At 69.0% G+C, this 17,059-nt stretch carries 17 protein-coding genes; 2 read left to right on the top strand and 15 right to left on the bottom strand.

All coding sequences use genetic code 11. The features are described from left to right. Nucleotides 1–85: 85 nt before the first annotated feature. The 5 genes from P7A99_RS12970 to P7A99_RS12950 form a co-directional block, all read right to left on the bottom strand. Nucleotides 86–1,177 carry an NADH:flavin oxidoreductase gene (locus P7A99_RS12970; RefSeq protein ID WP_277794253.1) on the bottom strand — a complete coding sequence of 364 codons (1,092 nt, stop codon included), beginning with the start codon at nucleotides 1,175–1,177 and terminating at the stop codon, nucleotides 86–88. A gap of 134 nt (nucleotides 1,178–1,311) precedes the next feature. Then, nucleotides 1,312–2,370 carry a histidinol-phosphate transaminase gene (gene hisC / locus P7A99_RS12965; RefSeq protein ID WP_277794252.1) on the bottom strand — a complete coding sequence of 353 codons (1,059 nt, stop codon included), beginning with the start codon at nucleotides 2,368–2,370 and terminating at the stop codon, nucleotides 1,312–1,314. A gap of 74 nt (nucleotides 2,371–2,444) precedes the next feature. Next, nucleotides 2,445–2,735, bottom strand: a complete 291-nt coding sequence (locus P7A99_RS12960) for a putative quinol monooxygenase (protein WP_277794251.1) — start codon at nucleotides 2,733–2,735, stop codon at nucleotides 2,445–2,447. Between the two features lie 130 nt (nucleotides 2,736–2,865). After that, nucleotides 2,866–3,165 carry a hypothetical protein gene (locus P7A99_RS12955; RefSeq protein ID WP_277794364.1) on the bottom strand — a complete coding sequence of 100 codons (300 nt, stop codon included), beginning with the start codon at nucleotides 3,163–3,165 and terminating at the stop codon, nucleotides 2,866–2,868. A gap of 124 nt (nucleotides 3,166–3,289) precedes the next feature. Then, nucleotides 3,290–3,985: a J domain-containing protein gene (locus P7A99_RS12950; protein ID WP_277794250.1), complete on the bottom strand. Its 696-nt coding sequence runs from the start codon at nucleotides 3,983–3,985 to the stop codon at nucleotides 3,290–3,292. Nucleotides 3,986–4,278: 293 nt separating this feature from the next. Between P7A99_RS12950 and P7A99_RS12945 the strand changes: the two genes are divergently transcribed. Next, entirely contained in the window at nucleotides 4,279–5,106 is an 828-nt protein-coding gene (locus P7A99_RS12945) for a hypothetical protein (RefSeq protein WP_277794249.1), read from the top strand. A 62-nt stretch (nucleotides 5,107–5,168) separates the two neighbouring features. Here the strand turns inward: P7A99_RS12945 and P7A99_RS12940 are convergent, their stop codons facing one another. The 10 genes from P7A99_RS12940 to P7A99_RS12895 form a co-directional block, all read right to left on the bottom strand. After that, nucleotides 5,169–6,617, bottom strand: a complete 1,449-nt coding sequence (locus P7A99_RS12940) for a GH1 family beta-glucosidase (protein ID WP_277794248.1) — start codon at nucleotides 6,615–6,617, stop codon at nucleotides 5,169–5,171. A 241-nt stretch (nucleotides 6,618–6,858) separates the two neighbouring features. Further along, on the bottom strand, nucleotides 6,859–9,534 hold the full coding sequence (gene metH, locus P7A99_RS12935; protein WP_277794247.1) for a methionine synthase: 2,676 nt from the start codon (nucleotides 9,532–9,534) through the stop codon (nucleotides 6,859–6,861). Next, entirely contained in the window at nucleotides 9,531–9,932 is a 402-nt protein-coding gene (locus P7A99_RS12930; RefSeq protein WP_277794246.1) for a DUF4259 domain-containing protein, read from the bottom strand. Before P7A99_RS12930 ends, metH begins: the two co-directional genes overlap by 4 nt. 2 nt (nucleotides 9,933–9,934) lie before the next feature. Beyond that, complete coding sequence (locus P7A99_RS12925) at nucleotides 9,935–10,939, bottom strand: D-alanine--D-alanine ligase family protein (RefSeq protein ID WP_277794245.1); 1,005 nt, start codon at nucleotides 10,937–10,939, stop codon at nucleotides 9,935–9,937. 14 nt (nucleotides 10,940–10,953) lie between these two features. Then, nucleotides 10,954–12,030 carry a homocysteine S-methyltransferase family protein gene (locus P7A99_RS12920; protein WP_277794244.1) on the bottom strand — a complete coding sequence of 359 codons (1,077 nt, stop codon included), beginning with the start codon at nucleotides 12,028–12,030 and terminating at the stop codon, nucleotides 10,954–10,956. After that, the gene (blaCAU, locus tag P7A99_RS12915; protein ID WP_277794243.1) at nucleotides 12,027–12,887 is read right to left on the bottom strand and encodes a CAU/MBL1b family subclass B3 metallo-beta-lactamase; all 861 of its coding nucleotides are present in this window, start codon (nucleotides 12,885–12,887) and stop codon (nucleotides 12,027–12,029) included. Before blaCAU ends, P7A99_RS12920 begins: the two co-directional genes overlap by 4 nt. Continuing rightward, nucleotides 12,884–13,837 carry a methylenetetrahydrofolate reductase [NAD(P)H] gene (gene metF / locus P7A99_RS12910; protein WP_277794242.1) on the bottom strand — a complete coding sequence of 318 codons (954 nt, stop codon included), beginning with the start codon at nucleotides 13,835–13,837 and terminating at the stop codon, nucleotides 12,884–12,886. The genes blaCAU and metF overlap by 4 nt, the downstream gene beginning before the upstream one ends. Continuing rightward, nucleotides 13,834–14,811, bottom strand: a complete 978-nt coding sequence (locus P7A99_RS12905; protein WP_277794241.1) for an ArsR/SmtB family transcription factor — start codon at nucleotides 14,809–14,811, stop codon at nucleotides 13,834–13,836. Before P7A99_RS12905 ends, metF begins: the two co-directional genes overlap by 4 nt. 153 nt (nucleotides 14,812–14,964) lie before the next feature. Next, nucleotides 14,965–15,330, bottom strand: a complete 366-nt coding sequence (locus P7A99_RS12900) for a VOC family protein (RefSeq protein WP_277794240.1) — start codon at nucleotides 15,328–15,330, stop codon at nucleotides 14,965–14,967. Nucleotides 15,331–15,355: 25 nt separating this feature from the next. Beyond that, a complete protein-coding gene (locus P7A99_RS12895) occupies nucleotides 15,356–16,315 on the bottom strand; it encodes a 2-hydroxyacid dehydrogenase (RefSeq protein ID WP_277794239.1) in 960 nt (319 codons plus the stop codon). A 255-nt stretch (nucleotides 16,316–16,570) separates the two neighbouring features. Between P7A99_RS12895 and P7A99_RS12890 the strand changes: the two genes are divergently transcribed. Next, nucleotides 16,571–17,011: a hypothetical protein gene (locus P7A99_RS12890; protein ID WP_277794238.1), complete on the top strand. Its 441-nt coding sequence runs from the start codon at nucleotides 16,571–16,573 to the stop codon at nucleotides 17,009–17,011. The last annotated feature ends 48 nt before the right edge of the window (nucleotides 17,012–17,059 follow it).

The following is a 17,059-nucleotide window of genomic DNA, read 5'->3' as shown; positions in this document are numbered from 1 at the left end:
CGGCGTTTGATTTCTGAGAGACCCCTCACCCGACCTCGCCCTGCGAGGCCACCCTCTCCCGCAAGGGGAGAGGGATCGCAATCGACTAGTACAAAACTCCCAGCGCCTCGCGCGAGAAGCTCTGCAACTCGTCGTTCCGTTCCTCGCGGATTTTCACCACCCACTCGGGGTCCTGCAGCAGGGCGCGGCCGACGCCCACGAGGTCGAACTCGCCGCGGTCGAGGCGCTCGAGCAGGCCGTCGATCGAGGCCGGCTGGCTGCCCTCGCCGCCGAAGGCCGCGATGAACTCGCCCGACAGGCCCACCGAGCCGACGGTGATGGTCGGGGCCCCGGTCAGCTTCTTGGTCCAGCCGGCGAAGTTGAGGTCGGATCCCTCGAACTCCGGCTCCCAGAACCGCCGTTGCGAGCAGTGGAAGATATCGGCGCCGGCGTCGGCCAGGGGCTGCAGCCAGGCTTCCAGCAGTTGCGGCGTCTCGGCGTTCTTCACCGCATAGTCCTGCTGCTTCCACTGCGACAGGCGGATGATCACCGGATAGTCGGGGCCGACGGCCGCGCGGACGGCCTTGAGGATCTCGGCGGCGAAGGCGCTGCGCTCGGCGATGGTCGGGCCGCCGAAGGCGTCGCCCCGCAGGTTGGTGCCGTTCCAGAAGAACTGATCGATCAGGTAGCCGTGGGCGCCGTGCAGCTCGATGGCGTCGAAGCCAAGGCGCTTGGCGTCGGCTGCGGCCGTGGCGAAGGCGGCGATGGTGTCGGCCACGTCGGTGTCGGTCATCGGCTCGGTGAACTGGCCGCCGCCGGCCTTGGACACGCCCGAGGGGCTGTCGACCTTGCCCAGCTGCGCCGGACCCTTGGCCGAGCCCACGTGCCACAGCTGCGGGGCGATCAGGCCGCCGGCCGCGTGCACCTCGTCGACGACCTTCTTCCAGGCCGCCAGCTCCTTTTCGCCGTGGAAGCGCGGCACGTTAGGGTCGTTCAGCGAGGCAGGCCGGGCTACACCCGTACCTTCGGTGACGATCAGGCCCACCTGCGCCGTCGCGCGGCGGGCGTAGTAGGCGGCCACGTCGTCGGTGGCCACGCCGCCGGGCGAGAACGAACGGGTCATCGGCGCCATAACCACCCGGTTAGGCAGCTTCAGCGACTTGAATTCGAACGGCTTGAAAAGGGCGTCGAGGGCCATGCGGGCGCTCCAGCGGGAGTATGAACCAGCGCGATCCAAACATTTGTTCGGAGCAACCGCCATGCAGAAATACTGCAACGGACGCTGTATCCGGTGAAGAGCATTCGGAAAGAAAACCCCACCCTTCGAGCCGGCTACCCCAGGATCTCGTCCAGCGCCCCCAGCAGGCGATCGATCTGGCCGTCCGTGCCGACGGTGATCCGCAGGTGGTCGGCGATCCTGGGCGCGTCGAAGCGGCGAACGATCACGCCGCGGGCCCGCAGTTCCGCCGCCAGTTCGGCGCCGGGGCGCGAGGCGTGACGGGCGAAGACGAAATTGGCCGACGAGGTCGGGGCGGAGAAGCCGCGCGCCTCCAGCCCCTCGACCAGGCGGCGGCGGCCGGCGATCACCCGCGCGCGGCTGTCCTGGAAGAAGGCCTCGTCCTCGATGGAGGCGATGGCGCCGGCCTGGGCGGGACGGCCCAGCGGATAGGAGTTGAAGCTGTCCTTCACCCGCGTCAGCCCCTCGATCAGGGCCGCGTCGCCGACGGCGTAGCCCACGCGCAGGCCAGCCAGGGCCCGCGACTTCGACATGGTCTGCACGACCAGGAGGTTGGGATGGTCGGCGACCAGGGCAATGGCGCTCTCGCCGCCAAAATCGACATAGGCCTCGTCGATCACCACCGGCTTGTCGGGATGCTCGGCCAGCAGGCGGGCGATCTGCGCGCGGGTCAGGGCCACGCCGGTCGGCGCGTTGGGATTGGCGATGATGATCGCGCCGGACGGACGACGATAGTCGTCGGTCCTCACCGACAGGTCGTCGGCCAGCGGCACGGTCTCGTAGGCCACGTCGAACAGCCGGCAGTAGGTCGGATAGAAGCTGTAGGTGATGTCAGGGAACAGCAGCGGCGCGTCGTGGCCCAGCAGGGCGCGGAAGGCGTGGGCCAGCACCTCGTCCGAGCCGTTGCCGACGAACACCTGATCGACGCCCACGCCATGATAGGCCGCCAGCGTCTCGCGCAGCGCGCTCGAGGTCGGATCGGGATAGAGCCGCAGGGCGTCGTCGGCGCCCGCCGCGATCGCCTCGACCGCCTTGGGCGAAGGCCCGTAGGGGCTCTCGTTGGTGTTCAGCTTGACCAGGTCGGCGATCTTCGGCTGCTCGCCCGGAACATAGGGGTGCAGCGCGTGGACCAGCGGGCTCCAGAAACGGCTCAAGGTCTTGCTCCAGGCGGTTCAGGATCGCGGGGATGCGCGAACCGGCCCGGCCCCGTCAAGCTCCCGCGTGCGCCCTACTCCACCCCGTCGAGATATTCGATCTCCGGACGAGCGGCCAGGAACGGCGCCATGGCCGCGCCGGCGGCCTTGAAATAGTCCGTCCCGCCGTGGTGCTTCAGCGCGTCGGCCGAGGCGTAGAGCTCCAGCACCTTGTAGACCCCGGCCTCGGTCTTGGACCTGGTCAGCTGATAGACGATCGCGCCGGGCTCGTTGGCCTTCACCTTGGCCGCCAGGTCGAGGAACACCGCCTCGAACTCGGCCGTCTTGTCCGGCTGCACCTTCAGGGTCGCCACCACGCCGATCATGTCGCCTCCCAACATTTGTTTGAAAGGGAGGTTGGACGAGGTTGAACGGCAGGGCAAGCGCCAACGAAAACGCCGCGACAGCCTCTCGGCGATCGCGGCGCCTGAAACTCGATGAGACGGACGGGGCGCTCTAGCGCCGCTCGTTCCAGCCGTAGGCGACCCAGGAGTGGCCGCCGACGTTGCGGGCCTCGATCAGGTTGGGATCGCTGCTGGCCTTGGCGCGAGCATGGCGGCGGCCGCGCAGGGCGAAGGCCGCAAGGCCCAGCAGCGCGGTGGCCATGAAGCCGACCACCACCAGGGTCGCGGCGAACACCACCGCCACGATTGCGGCCACCGAGACCGCGATCGCCGTGGCCACGCCGCCGACCACCGCGGCCAGACCGCGCCAAGCCGAAGAGTGCGTCGCGCCGATGTTCGCGCCCAGGGTCATGGTCATCGTCGTCCTCGATCGGCGCCGGGGCGCCCAGAATCTCCGTCCTCGCCCCTTAGGTTGGCTCTGGAGGTCTGAACGTCAACTGAACACCCATTGGGTTCAATCACAAAGACTTTTCCGTTCAACCCGCGGCGGCCAGTCCCAGTTCCCGCCGCTCGCGCATGACGGTGCTGAAAGCCGCATTGATCGCGGCCGCCTTGGCCTCGGCCACCTCGATGAACTCGGCCGGCAGGCCGCGGGCCCGGGCCCGGTCGGGGTGGGCGTCCGACAGGGCCGACCTCCAGGCCTTGCGCACCACCTCGTCCTCGGCGTCGGCCGGCACGTCGAGGATCACATAGGGATCGTCCGCTCCCGCCCCCAGGTGGGTGGCGCTGAGACGGCGGAAGGCCAGCGGCGACAGGCCGAACAGCTCGGCCACCCGCTCCAGGTAGTCGAGCTCGTCCTGGGTCACCGCGCCGTCGGCCTTGGCGATGTGGAACAGGCCGTCGAGCACGTCCTCCAGCAGTTGCGGGCACGAGCGATAGCGCTTGGCCAGCCGCTTGGCGTAACTCTCGAAGCCGTGGGTGGTCTGGCGGGCCAGGTCGTACAGGCGGTGGATGTTCTGCTCGGAGGCGGGGTCCGGATGGAACACCTGCGCGAAGGCCTCGAACTCGTGGCCGTCGGCGCTGCCGTCGGCTTTGGCGAGCTTGGCGCCCAGCGCCGTCACCGCGGTCGAGAAGGCCGGATCCTGCCCCGGAGGCCCCGGGGGGCATTCGGCGCATTCCGCCAGGTCCAGTCGGCGGGCCGCGATGCTTGCGATGTTGCGCCAGAAGGTCATGCGGGAATTCTAAAGCCGGCGGGTCCTGGAAGATACGGATCCGGACAGCGCCAGGATGCCGCACCGGAAGGGCCTTCTAGCATACGCATCGCACGCGACCCACCCGGCGATTGCTGCATCGCACATGTAAACTTGTTCAGAATTGCCGCCATCTTCGGAGCCATCCGGCGTCTGCGTCGTTATGGCTGAGCTTGGCGCGCGACTTTGTCCATACGGCGCCATGCTGAGGTCCCATTGCGGCCCGAAATGATCTAGTCAGCTCTACTGACGCTACCGAAAGGATTCCCGGCCGTATGGCGACCGCCCTTCTCTTCGCTCTCGCCCTGATGGCGCAGGATGCGCCCGTGACCACCGCCGCTCCGCCCCAGCGCACCCAGCCCGCCGCCACGCCGCCCAGCGACGAGTACGGCTACATCGCCTGGTGCTACGGCGCGCTCGGCGGCTATGTCGACCTCTACGACAAGGTCATGCCCGAGGTGACGCGGATCGAGAAGGCCTTCCCCGGCCCCGACGGCGCGGCCGCCGCGCTGAAGGAATATCCGGCGATGCGCATCCAGGCGCGCGGCGACCTGAAGACCTATGCCGCGGCCATCACCGCCGCCGAGAAGGCCAGCCCCCGCCCGATCTCCGAATACGGCGCGTCGGCCATGAAGAAGGGCCGCTCGATCTGGGGCGGCTCGGAAGGCGTCGACAAGGCCCGCCTGGCCCAGGTTTGGATGAGCTGGTCGCCGCCCGGCGACTGCGAAACCCGCGCCAAGGCCCTGGAAAGCAAGTCGAACCTGTTCGGCCAGGCCCTGAACTACAACGTCAAGAGCGCCGTGCCGGTCGAGCCGGAAGCCGGTCCCGAACCCGAGGCCGCCCCGCCGCCGCCCGTCGAGCCCCCCGCTCCCGCGCCGGCCCCGGCCAAGATCGAAACCTCGGCGCCGAAGCCCGTCGCCAAGCCGGCGGTGAAGCCCGCCTCCGCGACCGCCAAGCCGCTGGCCCCAATCGGCGCGACCCCGGCCAAGCTGCCGGCCACCCGCGAGATCATTATCGACCCGGCCAATCCGCAGGCCTGCGCCGGCAGCCTCGTCCCCGCCAAGCGCGGCGGCAAGGACGTGCTGATCTGCAAGCCTGACTGACCCCCTCAATTCAGTCTCCCGTCATTCCCGCCCTTGTGGCGGAATGACGGGAGGACGAAAATTCAGGGCGCCGTCGGCAGCACCCCGCTCCGGGCCAGGCCCGAGTACCAGCCGTACGAGGCCTTGGGCTTGCGCTCCCCGCTCGCGCGGTCGTGGCTGACCAGGCCGAACTTCGAGCGATAGCCCAGCGCCCATTCCCAGTTGTCGACCAGGCACCAGGCGAAGAAGCCCTTCACCGGCGAACCGGCCTCCATCGCGCCCTTCACCGCCTGCAGGTGACGGCGCAGGAAGGCGATGCGGAAGGTGTCGGCCTGGATCGCCCGGCCGTCGCCGAACGGGTCCGAGCAGCCGTTCTCGGTGACGAACACCGGCGGATTGCCGTACTCGGTGCGTAAGCGAGCCAGCACTTCCAGCAGGCCCGACGGATCGATGTGCCGCCCGAAGGCGTCCAGCTCCACGCCCCTCGGCGGCGCGGCCGGCTTGACCCGTCCCGGCGACAGCGGCGCCAGCCGCATATAGGCCGGCGCGTAGTAGTTCACCCCCATGAAGTCGACCTTCTGGCGGATCGTCGAAAGGTCCTGCGGCTGCACGCGGTCGCCCAGGAACTCGTCCATGGCGTCGGGATACTCGCCCTTCAGCAGGGGATCGAGCCAGGCCCGGTTCCACAGGGCGTCGAGGCCGTCGGAAGCCAGGCGGTTCCAGAACGCCAGGCCCCCGCCCGCCGGCCGGCAGGGTTGCAAGGCCAGGGTCGTGCCGATCACCAGGTCGCCGTGGGCGGCGCGCAGGGCCTGGATCGCCATCCCCTGTCCCAGGTTCATGTGGTGGGTCACCGGCCCCAGCAGGGCTACGTCCTTCAGTCCCGGCGCATGCTCGCCCGTGACATGGCCGAACACGGTGTGAACCGCCGGCTCGTTCAGCACGATGATCTTCTTGAGCCGGTCGCCCAGCCGCTCGCCGATCAGGGCGGCGTAGTCGGCGAAGGCCTTGGCGCTGTCGCGCGCCGCCCAGCCGCCCCGGTCCTGTATCGCCTGCGGCAGATCCCAGTGGAACAGCGTGGCGTAGGGCGTGACGCCCTTCTCCAGCAACCGATCGACAAGGCGGCTGTAGTGATCCACGCCGGCCTGGGCCACGGCCCCTGCCCCGGCCGGCAACACCCGCGACCACGAGATCGAGAACCGGTAGGCCCCCATCCCCGCCCCAGCCACCAAGTCCACGTCCTCGGCCCAGCGGCGATAGCTGTCGGTGGCGACCTTGGCGTTGGAGCCGTCGATGATCTTGCCCGGCTGGTCCTGGAACACGTCCCAGACGCTGGGCCCGCGCCCGTCGGCCGTGGGCGAGCCCTCGGTCTGGAAGGCGGCGCTGGCCGTGCCCCAGACGAAATCCTGGGGAAAGTCCCGCGACCTGGGCCGCACATCGCCGCCCTTGGGTCCCGCGCATCCGGCCAGCCCCGCCGCCGTTCCCCCGACCGCCAACGCGCCCAGCGCGCGGCGGCTCATTCCACTCCCGTTCATCGCCCCACTCCCCAAGGCTCTTTTCTTGAGTGGAGGATGACCCGAAAGCGAAGAACTTGGCCAGAGCGCCCCTCTCCCCTTGCGGGAGAGGGTGGCCCGCGAAGCGGGCCGGGTGAGGGGTCGCACGCACAGAAACGCCGCGAAAGCCGTTCAGCTTTCGCGGCGTTTGGCGCCTGAGAGACCCCTCATCCGTCGCCGTACGGCGACACCTTCTCCCTCAAGGGGAGAAGGATGGCTGACATCACGCCGCCTCGCCGCGCGCCCGGGCCAGGGCGTCGTAGTTGAGGATCGGCGAGAGCCAGCGTTCGGTCGTGGCCAGGTCCCAGCCCTTGCGGCGGGCGTAGTCCTCGACCTGGTCGAAGTCGATCTTGCCGACGCCGAAATAGTGGCTCTTGGGGTGGCTGAAATAGAGGCCCGACACCGCCGCGCCGGGGCTCATCGCGAAGCTCTCGGTCAAGGCCATGCCGGTAGCGGCCTCGGCGTCCAGCAGGCGGAACAGCGTGCCCTTCTCGGTGTGGTCGGGCTGGGCCGGATAGCCCGGCGCCGGACGGATGCCGACATACTTCTCGCCGATCAGGGCGTCGGCGTCGAAGCCCTCGTCGGCGGCGTAGCCCCACAGCTCGACGCGGGCCTTGTAGTGCAGCCACTCGGCGAAGGCTTCGGCCAGGCGGTCGGCCAGGGCCGAGGCCATGATCGCCGAATAGTCGTCGCCGGCGTCCTTGAACTTCTTGACGATCTCGTCCTCGCCGTGACCGGCGGTGACGGCGAAGCCGCCCACATAGTCGGCCGGGCCGCCCACGGGGGCGACGAAGTCGGCCAGGGCCAGGTTCGCCTTGCCCTCGCCGGGACCCTTGTCCATCTGCTGGCGCAGGGTGTGCAGGCGGGCGATCTCGACCGTGCGGCTCTCGTCGGCATAGACGACCACGTCGTCCTCGACGGCCTGGGCCGGCCAGAAGCCGATCACGCCCTTGGCGCCGAACCACTTCTCGTCGATCACCTTGGCCAGCATGGCGCGGGCGTCGCGATAGAGGTCGCGGGCGGCCTCGCCGACCACGTCGTCCTCGAGGATCTGCGGATAGCGGCCGATCAGCTCCCAGCTGGCGAAGAACGGCGACCAGTCGATGAACGGCTCCAGCTCGGCCAGGCTCGGCTCGAACACCCGCGTGCCGGTGAACTGCGGCTTGGGCGGCGTATAGCCCTTCCAGTCGATGGTGAACTTGCGCTTGCGGGCTTCGCCGATGGCCGTGCGGGCCTTGACCGTCTGGCCGCGGGCGTACTGCTCGCGCACCTTGACGTACTCGGCGCGGGTGTCGGCCACGACCTTGTCCTTGTCGGTCGGCGACAGCAGCGAGGAGACCACGCCCACCGCCCGGCTGGCGTCGACGACATAGGTGGTCGGACCGCGGCGATAGGCCGGCTCGATCTTCACCGCCGTGTGGGTGCGGCTGGTGGTGGCGCCGCCGATCAGCAGCGGGATGTCGAAGCCCTGGCGCTCCATCTCGGCGGCCACGAACACCATCTCGTCCAGCGACGGGGTGATCAGGCCCGACAGGCCGATCATGTCGACCTCGTGCTTCTTGGCCTCTTCGAGGATGCGGTCGGCGGGCACCATGACGCCCAGGTCGACGACCTCGTAGTTGTTACACTGCAGCACGACGCCGACGATGTTCTTGCCGATGTCGTGGACGTCGCCCTTGACGGTGGCCATCAGCACCTTGCCGGCGGCCTTGCGCTCCTGGCCTTCCTTCTCGGCTTCCATGAACGGCATCAGCCAGGCCACGGCCTGCTTCATCACGCGGGCCGACTTGACCACCTGCGGCAGGAACATCTTGCCCGCGCCGAACAGGTCGCCAACGACGTTCATGCCGTCCATCAGCGGGCCTTCGATGACGTGCAGCGGACGCTCGGCCGCCAGGCGCGCTTCTTCGGTGTCGGCCTCGATGAACTCGGTGACGCCGTTGACCAGGGCGTGGGTGATGCGCTCGCCCACCGTGCCCTCGCGCCAGGCCAGGTTGACCTGCTGGGCCGCGCCCTTCTCGCCCTTGTAGCCGGGCGCCATGTCGACCAGCCGCTCGGTGTTCGACACGTTGGTCCGCTGCGGGCGGTTGAGGATCACGTCCTCGACGGCCTCGCGCAGCACGGGGTCGATGTCGTCATAGACCGGCAGGTCGCCGGCGTTGACGATGCCCATGTCCATGCCGGCGTTGATGGCGTGGTACAGGAACACCGAGTGGATCGCCCGGCGCACCGGCTCGTTGCCGCGGAAGCTGAACGACACGTTCGACACCCCGCCCGAGATCCGGGCGTGCGGGCAGCGGGCTTTGATCTCGCGCGTGCCCTCGATGAAGTCGACGGCGTAGTTGTCGTGTTCCTCGATCCCCGTCGCCACGGCGAAGATGTTGGGGTCGAAGATGATGTCCTCGGGCGGGAAGCCGACCTTGTTGACCAGGACGTCGTAGGCCTTGGTGCAGATCTCGACCTTGCGGGCGGCGGTGTCGGCCTGGCCGACCTCGTCGAAGGCCATGACCACCACGGCCGCGCCGTAGCGCAGGCACAGCTTGGCCTGCTCGATGAACTTGGCCTCGCCTTCCTTCATCGAGATCGAATTGACGATCGCCTTGCCCTGCACGCACTTCAGGCCGGCCTCGATCACCTCCCACTTGGAGCTGTCGATCATCACCGGCACGCGGGCGATGTCGGGCTCGGCGGCCATCAGGTTCAGGAAGGTGATCATCGCCTGTTCGGAGTCGAGCAGGCCCTCGTCCATGTTGACGTCGATGACCTGGGCGCCGGCCTCGACCTGCTGGCGCGCGACCGACAGCGCCTCGGGGAAGTTTCCTTCCACGATCAGCTTCTTGAACTTGGCCGAGCCGGTGACGTTGGTGCGCTCACCGATGTTAACGAAGACAGGTCTCATTGGGATACGCTCAAGATCGTTTGCAGGCCGGCGATATGGGTCAGCCAGGCGTCGTGATCGTCGCCTTCCTGCCAGAGTTCGTCGATTTCGGAGGCGGGGGCGACCACGCGGGTCAGGGCCGCGCGCGCCAGGCGGGCGGCGCCCTCGGGCGGCGGTCCCAGGGCGTCCTTCAGGCCGCGCTGGTCTTCGGGGAGCACCGCGCCGTCGCCGAGGCAGGCGGCCACCACGGCGGCGGCGGCCACGGCCATCTCGCCTTCGGGCGCTTCCAGATAGCCGGCGGCCTTGGTCACGTGCTCGAGGATCCGCACGATCGTGCGCCAGTCCGGCGCCTCGGCGAGATCCTCGATGAAGTCGGCGGCCTCGTCGTTGTCGAACGGGCCATGGTCCCAGGCGCCCATGATCAGGCCGCCGTCGCGGTTTGCTTGGCCCGCGCCTCGGCCAGCGCCAGCTGGCCGCGCAGGAAGTCGCCGAAGTCGATCCCCTGCGCCTTCAGCGCCTTGGGGAACAGCGACGAGGCGGTCAGGCCCGGCAGGGTGTTGGTTTCGAGATAGACGAGGCCGTGCTCGGAAACGATGAAGTCCGATCGCGAATAGCCGCGGCAGCCCAGCGCCTTGTGGGCCTTCAGCGCCTGGTCCTGCAGGGCGGCGTTGATCTCCGGCGCGAAGGTGGCCGGGCAGATCTCGACCGTGTCCTTGGCCAGGTACTTGCTCTTGTAGTCGAACTTGCCGGCCGACGGGCGGATCTCGACCGGCGGCAGGGCGATCACCTCGCCGTCGGCCAGTTCCAGTACGCCGCAGGTCGCTTCCAGCCCCTGTACGAAGGGCTCGATGACATAGGCCTGCTCGGCCGCCGCCTTGCGCGCCGCGTCGAGGTCGGCCGGCGTGTCGACGAAGATCAGGCCGTAGCTGGAGCCGTCCTCGGACGGCTTGGCGATCAGCCGGCCGTACTTGGCGAACGCCGCCTCGGCCTCGTCCAGGCCGATGTTCTGCGGGACCGAGACGCCGGCCTCGGCGACCACGTCCTTGGCGCGCGTCTTGCTGAACGCCAGCCAGCTGGCGTGCGAGCCCGAACCGGTGAAGGCCGCGCCTCGGGCCTCGCACAGCGTCTGCAGGCCGCCATCCTCGGCGAAGCCGCCATGCAGGCTCAGCAGCAGCACCCGCTCCTCGCGGACGGCCGCGTCAAGCGCCGCTTCGATGCCGCCGATCGGCGCGCCTTCGGTGGGCAGGTCCAGCTCGAACGGACGGTCGTGGCCCAGCAGCACCGCCTGGCTGGCCACATAGACCTGGCCGTCCGGAGCCCAGAACCACAGGTCGGCGTCCGGCAGCGTCCGCGACAGGCCCTGGGCGCTGGCCACGGCCACGAGGCGCTCGCGGCTGGGACCGCCGAAAAGGATGGTGGTGCGCATCGTCTCGTACTCGATCAGGCCAGCTCGAAGGGTTCGAGACCGGCCAGGCGCATGGCCTTCGGACGCGCAGGAATAGCGCGGGGCGTGACGCCGCGCACCTCTTCCGCGACGTGGCGAATGTGGTCGGGGGTCGTGCCGCAGCAACCGCCCAGGATGTTGACCAGGCCGTCCTTGGCCCATTCGTGCAGGGCGTGGCCGGTCTCGTGCGGCTCCTCGTCGTACTCGCCCATGGCGTTGGGCAGGCCGGCGTTGGGATAGGCGGCGACCAGGGTGTCGGCGATGCGGGCCATCTCGGCGATGTGCGGACGCATCAGATCCGCGCCCAGGGCGCAGTTGAAGCCCACGGCGAACGGCTTGGCGTGCTTGATCGAGTTCCAGAAAGCCTCGGCCGTCTGGCCCGACAGGGTGCGGCCCGAACGGTCGGTGATGGTGCCGCTGATCCAGATCGGCAGCTCCTCGTGGCCCTCGTCGCGCCAGTCGAGGATCGCCTTGACGGCGGCCTTGCAGTTCAGGGTGTCGGTGATGGTCTCGATCAGGAACAGGTCGACCCCGCCCTGATAGAGGGCGTCCACCTGCTGGCGATAGGCTTGATAGACCTGGTCGAAGGTCACCTTGCGCGCGCCCGGATCGTTCACGTCCGAAGACATCGACAGCATGACGTTCAGCGGACCGATTGAGCCGGCGATGAACTTGGGGCGTTCGGGGTTCTCGGCGTTCCAGCGGTCGGCCACCTGGCGGCCGATCTTCGCGCCTTCCAGATTGATGTCCCAGACGTCCTGCTCGCCCAGGTGATAGTCGGCCTGGGCGATGGTGGTGCCCGAGAAGGTGTTGGTCTCGGAGATGTCGGCGCCGGCCGCGAAATAGGCGTCATGAAGTTCCGCCACGAGATCCGGCCGGGTCAGGCACAGGATGTCGTTGTTGCCCTTCATCTGGCCGTCGAAATCGGCGAAGCGGTCGGCGCGATAGTCGGCCTCGGTCAGCTTCTTCTTCTGGAACATCACGCCCCAGGAGCCGTCGAGAATGAGGATGCGCTCTTTGGCGGCGGCCTTCAGGGCGGCGACGCGGTTGGATCGGATGGTAAGGTCGGTCATTTGGCGGATCCCTGCTGGCGCGCCAGTTCCTGGTTGAACCGGGTTTCGTAGCCGTCGACGAAGCGGGCCAGTTCGGCGGGGTCGATGAAAGCGTCGGCGTCGCCGCGCAGCTGTTGCTGGCGCTTGGCCAGAAGGCCGCCCTGCTCTTCGTGGCTGGGCAGCATGACGTCGGTGGGAATAGCACGCATCGCGGCGAAGGCGGCGCGATAGTCGGCGACGATCGACTTGTGGGTCTTGTTGCCGACCAGCACATTGCCGGCCACCGACAGCGAGCACGGGAAGGTCACGTTCAGCGGACGGCCCTTCTCGACCACCTGGGTGGTCCAGGTGGTGCAGCCGATGGTGTGGCCGGGCGTCAGGTGGGCGACGAGGGTCGTGCCGCCCATCTTCAGCTTGGTCTCGTCGCCGAACGCCTTGTCGACCTTCACCGCCGGAAAGGGCGTCAGCCCGTTGGCGTTGTCGCCGAAGTGCTGCCCCTTCTCCAGGGCCGGCTTGTCGCCGCGCGAGGCCCAGACCTTGGCGTCCGTGTCGGCCTTCAGTTGGGCCAGGCCGCCGGCGTGGTCATAGTGGGCGTGGGTGTTGATCAGCACCTTCACGTCCGTGGGCTTGAAGCCCAGGGCCTGGATGCTGCGCTCGATCAGCTTGCCGCCCTGCGCCGACGGGCCGCCGTCGAGCAGCACGTGCCCTTCAGAGGTCGTGATCAGCCAGGCCGACAGCCCCTCGGAGCCGACATAGTAGATGTTGCCGACAACGCGGTACGGCTTGATCGGCCGCGTCCAGTTGGCGTTGTCGTCAGCCTTCGCCCCACCGGCGACGACCGCTACGCCCAGCGCGAAAGCCAGGGCGAGCCGTTTCATGCGGCCGCCTCCGACGACGCCGGCGTGGTTTCGCGCACGCCCAGCACGCGGCAGATGGCGTAGACGAGGTCGGCCCGGTTCAGGGTGTAGAAGTGGAAGTCGTCGAAGCCCTGTTCCTGCAGCTTGGCGCACATCTCGGTGGCGACCGAGCAGGCGATCAGGCGGCGGGTTTCGGGATCCTCGTCCAGCCCTTCGAACAGATTGGCCAGCCACGACGGCACCGAGGTCTGGCAGGCTGCCGACATCTTCTTGAGGCCGTTGAAGTTGGTCACCGGCATGATGCCCGGGACGATCGGGATGGTGATCCCGGCGCTGCGCGCCTTGTCGACGAAGCGCAGGAAGGCGTCGATGTCGAAGAAGAACTGGCTGATGCCCAGCGTCGCCCCGGCGTCGACCTTGGCCTTCAGCACGTCGATGTCGTGGTCCAGCGACGGGCTCTCGGGATGCTTTTCCGGATAGACCCCGACCAGCACCTCGAAAGGCGCGATGCCGCGCAGAGCCGCGGTCAGCTCCGTGGCGTTCTTGTAGCCGTCCTCGCGCGGCACGTAGACGCCGCCGATGCCGCCTTCGCTGGGCGGCGGGTCGCCGCGCAGCGACACGATGTGGCGCACGCCGGTGTTCCAATAGTCGTGGATCACCTCGTCGACCTCGGCGCGGCTGGCGCCGACGCAGGTCAGGTGGGCGGCCGGCTTCAGCGAGGTCTCGTCGAGGATGCGCTTGACGGTGCGGTGGGTGCGTTCACGGGTCGAGCCGCCGGCGCCGTAGGTCACCGAGACAAAGGCCGGATCCAGCGGGGCCAGGCGGGTGATCGCCTCCCACAGGCTCTCTTCCATCTTCTCGGTCTTGGGCGGGAAGAATTCGAACGACACGCGCGGCCGGGTGGCGCCGACGGGGCGCTCGCCGGCGCGAGCCACCGGCCCGATCACGCGGCGGGTGGGCGGCAGGGTCATGCGGCGGTCCTTTCAGCGAGGGCCGCGCCGATACGACGGGCGGTCCAGATCTTGACGGTCAGGCCCTCGGCCGTGGTCGGCGGCAGGGCGATGTTGGTTTCGGGAACGAGGCCGGCGGCCTCGATCCAGGGCAGGATCTCGTCGTCGGCGAAGCCGAGACGGCGATGCTGGTGCGCCTCGCGCAGGAACTCGTGGTCGTGCGGGGCGAAATCGGCGATCAGCAGCAGGCCGCCGGGCGCCACCAGTCGGGCGGCCTCTTCAACGGCGGCGGCGGGATCGCCCAGATAGTGCAGAACCTGGTGCACGGTCACCAGGTCGGCGCAGCCGCCCGGCAGACCCGTGTCGAAGATGTCGCCGTGGCGCAGTTCGCAGGCCGTCAGCCCGGCCTTGGCCACCTCGTCCCGAGCGATGTTGAGCATCTGCTGCGACAGGTCCAGCCCGAGGGCGTTGACGGCCCGGCCGCCCAGAAGCGTCAGCATGCGCCCAGCCCCCGCGCCCAGGTCGACCAGTTCGTCGAAAGGCCCCTCACCCGTCGCGCGCAGGATGGCCGCCTCGACCTCCTTCTCGTCGACGTAGAGCGAGCGGATTTCGTTCCAGCGCGCGGCGTTGCGGGCGAAGTAGGCCTGGGCCCCGGCCGAGCGCTCGGTCCGCACGGCGGCCAGTTGGCCGGCGTCGCCCCGGATGACGGCGTCGTCAGCCTGGATCAAGGCCAGGGCCGAAGCGACCACCGCTCCGCCGCCGAAGGTTCCGGCCAGGCGGTAGAACACCCAGGCGCCGTCCGGAAAGCGCTCGACGAGGCCGGCTTCGGCCAGGAGCTTCAGGTGACGGGAGACGCGAGGCTGGCTCTGATCGAGGATCCGGCACAATTCGAGGACCGAAAGCTCCTCAGCGGCCAGCAGCGCGAGGATGCGCAGACGGGTGCTTTCGCCCGCCGCACGCAGCACGTCGACAACCTGTTCGCTGGATAGCGCCATAGGGATATAAAGATATCTTTATGTCCGATTTGGCAAGCGAATTCTGTTCGGCAGGCCGCGTCCTTACCTGCTTCGGCGGGGATCAAAAAGCCCCGATGTGGTCCGTCGCGACGGGCGACGTGGATAAATCTTCCAGCCCGTCCGCCACCTCGTTCAATCGCCGCCCGCCGGCTGCCAGAGCTCGACCTTGAAGCCGGCCGGATCGACCAGCCAGGCGAAGCGACCGTACTCCTCGTCCTGCCGCCCCGTCGGCTCGACGCCCTCGGCCGCGGCCCTGGCCAGCACGCCGTCGAGATCGTCGACGATCAGGTTGATCATGAACGGCGCCGTCGACGGCTCGAAATAACGGGTGTCGGCTGGGAACGGCGACCAGTTGGTCATGCCGACCTTGGGGTGGGCAAACATCGCCCCGCCCCAGTCCTCGACCTTGATCCCCAGCACCCGCGCATACCAGGCGGCCAGACCCTTGGGGTCCTCCGCCTTGAAGAACACGCCGCCCAGACCCAGCACCCTGGCCATGAGATCCCCTCCCCGCGAACCGACGTCAGGCCGCCACCGGGCTGGCCAGCGGCTCGCCGTGGAAGTAGCGGCGCAGGTTCTCCAGGGTCAGGTTGACCATGGCCGGAATGCTGTCGAGCGTGGCGCCCGCCATGTGCGGGGTCAGCACGGTGTGGGGCACGTCGACCCAGCGTCCCGGCGGCGTCGGCTCGTGCTCGAAGACGTCGAGCGCGGCCATGCCGAGGCGGCCGTCCTTCAGCGCGGCGATCAGGGCGTCCTCGTCGACCAGCGACCCGCGCGAGACATTGACCAGCAGGCCGTGCGGCCCGAGCGCCTCGATGACCTCGGCGCTGACCAGATGGCGGTTGGAGGCGTCCGGCCGGGCGCAGACCAGCAGGATGTCGCTGTCGCGGGCCAGCGCCGGCAGGCTCTCGGCGCGTGGCCAGTTGGCCTCCTTGGGACGCGGCCCCCACCAGGCGACCTTGACGTCGAAGGCCTCGAGGCGGCGGGCGACGGCTTCGCCGATGTGGCCAAGGCCGATGATCCCGGCCTTGCGGCCGCGCAGGCCGTGGCGCGCGCCCATGCGGTCCATCGAGGTCCAGCGCCCGGCGCGCACCCGGCGGTCGCCCTCGGCGATGCCCCGCCACGCGCTCAGCAACAGGCCCATCGCGTGGTCGGCCACGTCGCCGGCGTTAAGCCCCACCGAATGGGTCACCGCCAGGCCGTGGGCCCGGCACCACGGCACGTCGACGCCGTCATAGCCGGCGCTGACGCAGGCGATCAGGCCCAGGCGCGGCATTTCGGCCAGGAGGTCGCGCGGCAGCACCATCTCGCCGGCGTGGACGATGGCCTGCACCTGCTTGCCCGGCCCCTCCAGGAAGGCCAGGCGATCGGGATAGTCCCACAGCCGATGCACCTCGTAGGCGCCCTCGAGCAGCGGCTGCATCGGCAGCAGCATCTCGTGGGACAGGACGATGTGGGGCTTCACGACGGGGGTCTGCGACATACGGCTTCTCCGGTCCCGGCGCGCGGCGGAATGCCTCCGCCGCCGATCCGCGGGATGATCGTTCTTGCTGGGGTAAAGCTACTCCTCTGACGCTCGCGCGCCAGCACTAGAGCACGCGACGCACGAACATCTGAAGCGCCGCTCTCAACCCGCCATGGGCGGCGTCGGTTCCGTTCGCGGCCAAGCTGTGAACACCTTGACCGCCAAGGGGTTTTATCGACTGGCGCCGAGAACGGCGCTTTAGGGAGAGCTCCCATGTTCACGAAAACCCTCCTGGCGGGCGCAGCGCTCGCCATGATCGCGTCCGCGGCCGTCTGCGGCGCGGCCGTCGCCAACCCGAAGGTCAAGGCCTCGGCCGCCATGGCCTCGCCGAAGCAGCCGATCCCCTACAGCCAGCTCGAAGCCTATTCCAAGGCCACCCCCAAGCAGCGAGCGACCAAGGACTGGTGGGCCGGCGAAGCCGCAACCGGCGCGGCGGCGGACACCTCGGCCACCCTGCCGCCGGCCTCGACCACCGGTTCGATGTCGGGCGACGCGGCGGCGAGCACCGCGGTGAACCCGCCCACCACCGACGCCCCGCCCTCCATGCCGGTGACGCCGCCGACCAACACCCCGCCCGACGACATGATGGCCCCGAACCCGGGCTCTAACCTGCCCGGCTCGGACCCCGTCATGCCGCCGAAGGAACCCAAGTAGGCGCACAAGCAAAAGGGGCGGCCCCGATGGAGCCGCCCCTCTTTTTCG

It is taken from the genome of Caulobacter endophyticus (assembly GCF_029543245.1).
GTDB classification, from domain to species: domain Bacteria; phylum Pseudomonadota; class Alphaproteobacteria; order Caulobacterales; family Caulobacteraceae; genus Caulobacter; species Caulobacter endophyticus_A.
Note: the sequence above shows the minus strand (reverse complement) of the source record. Positions and strands in the feature narration are given on the sequence as shown.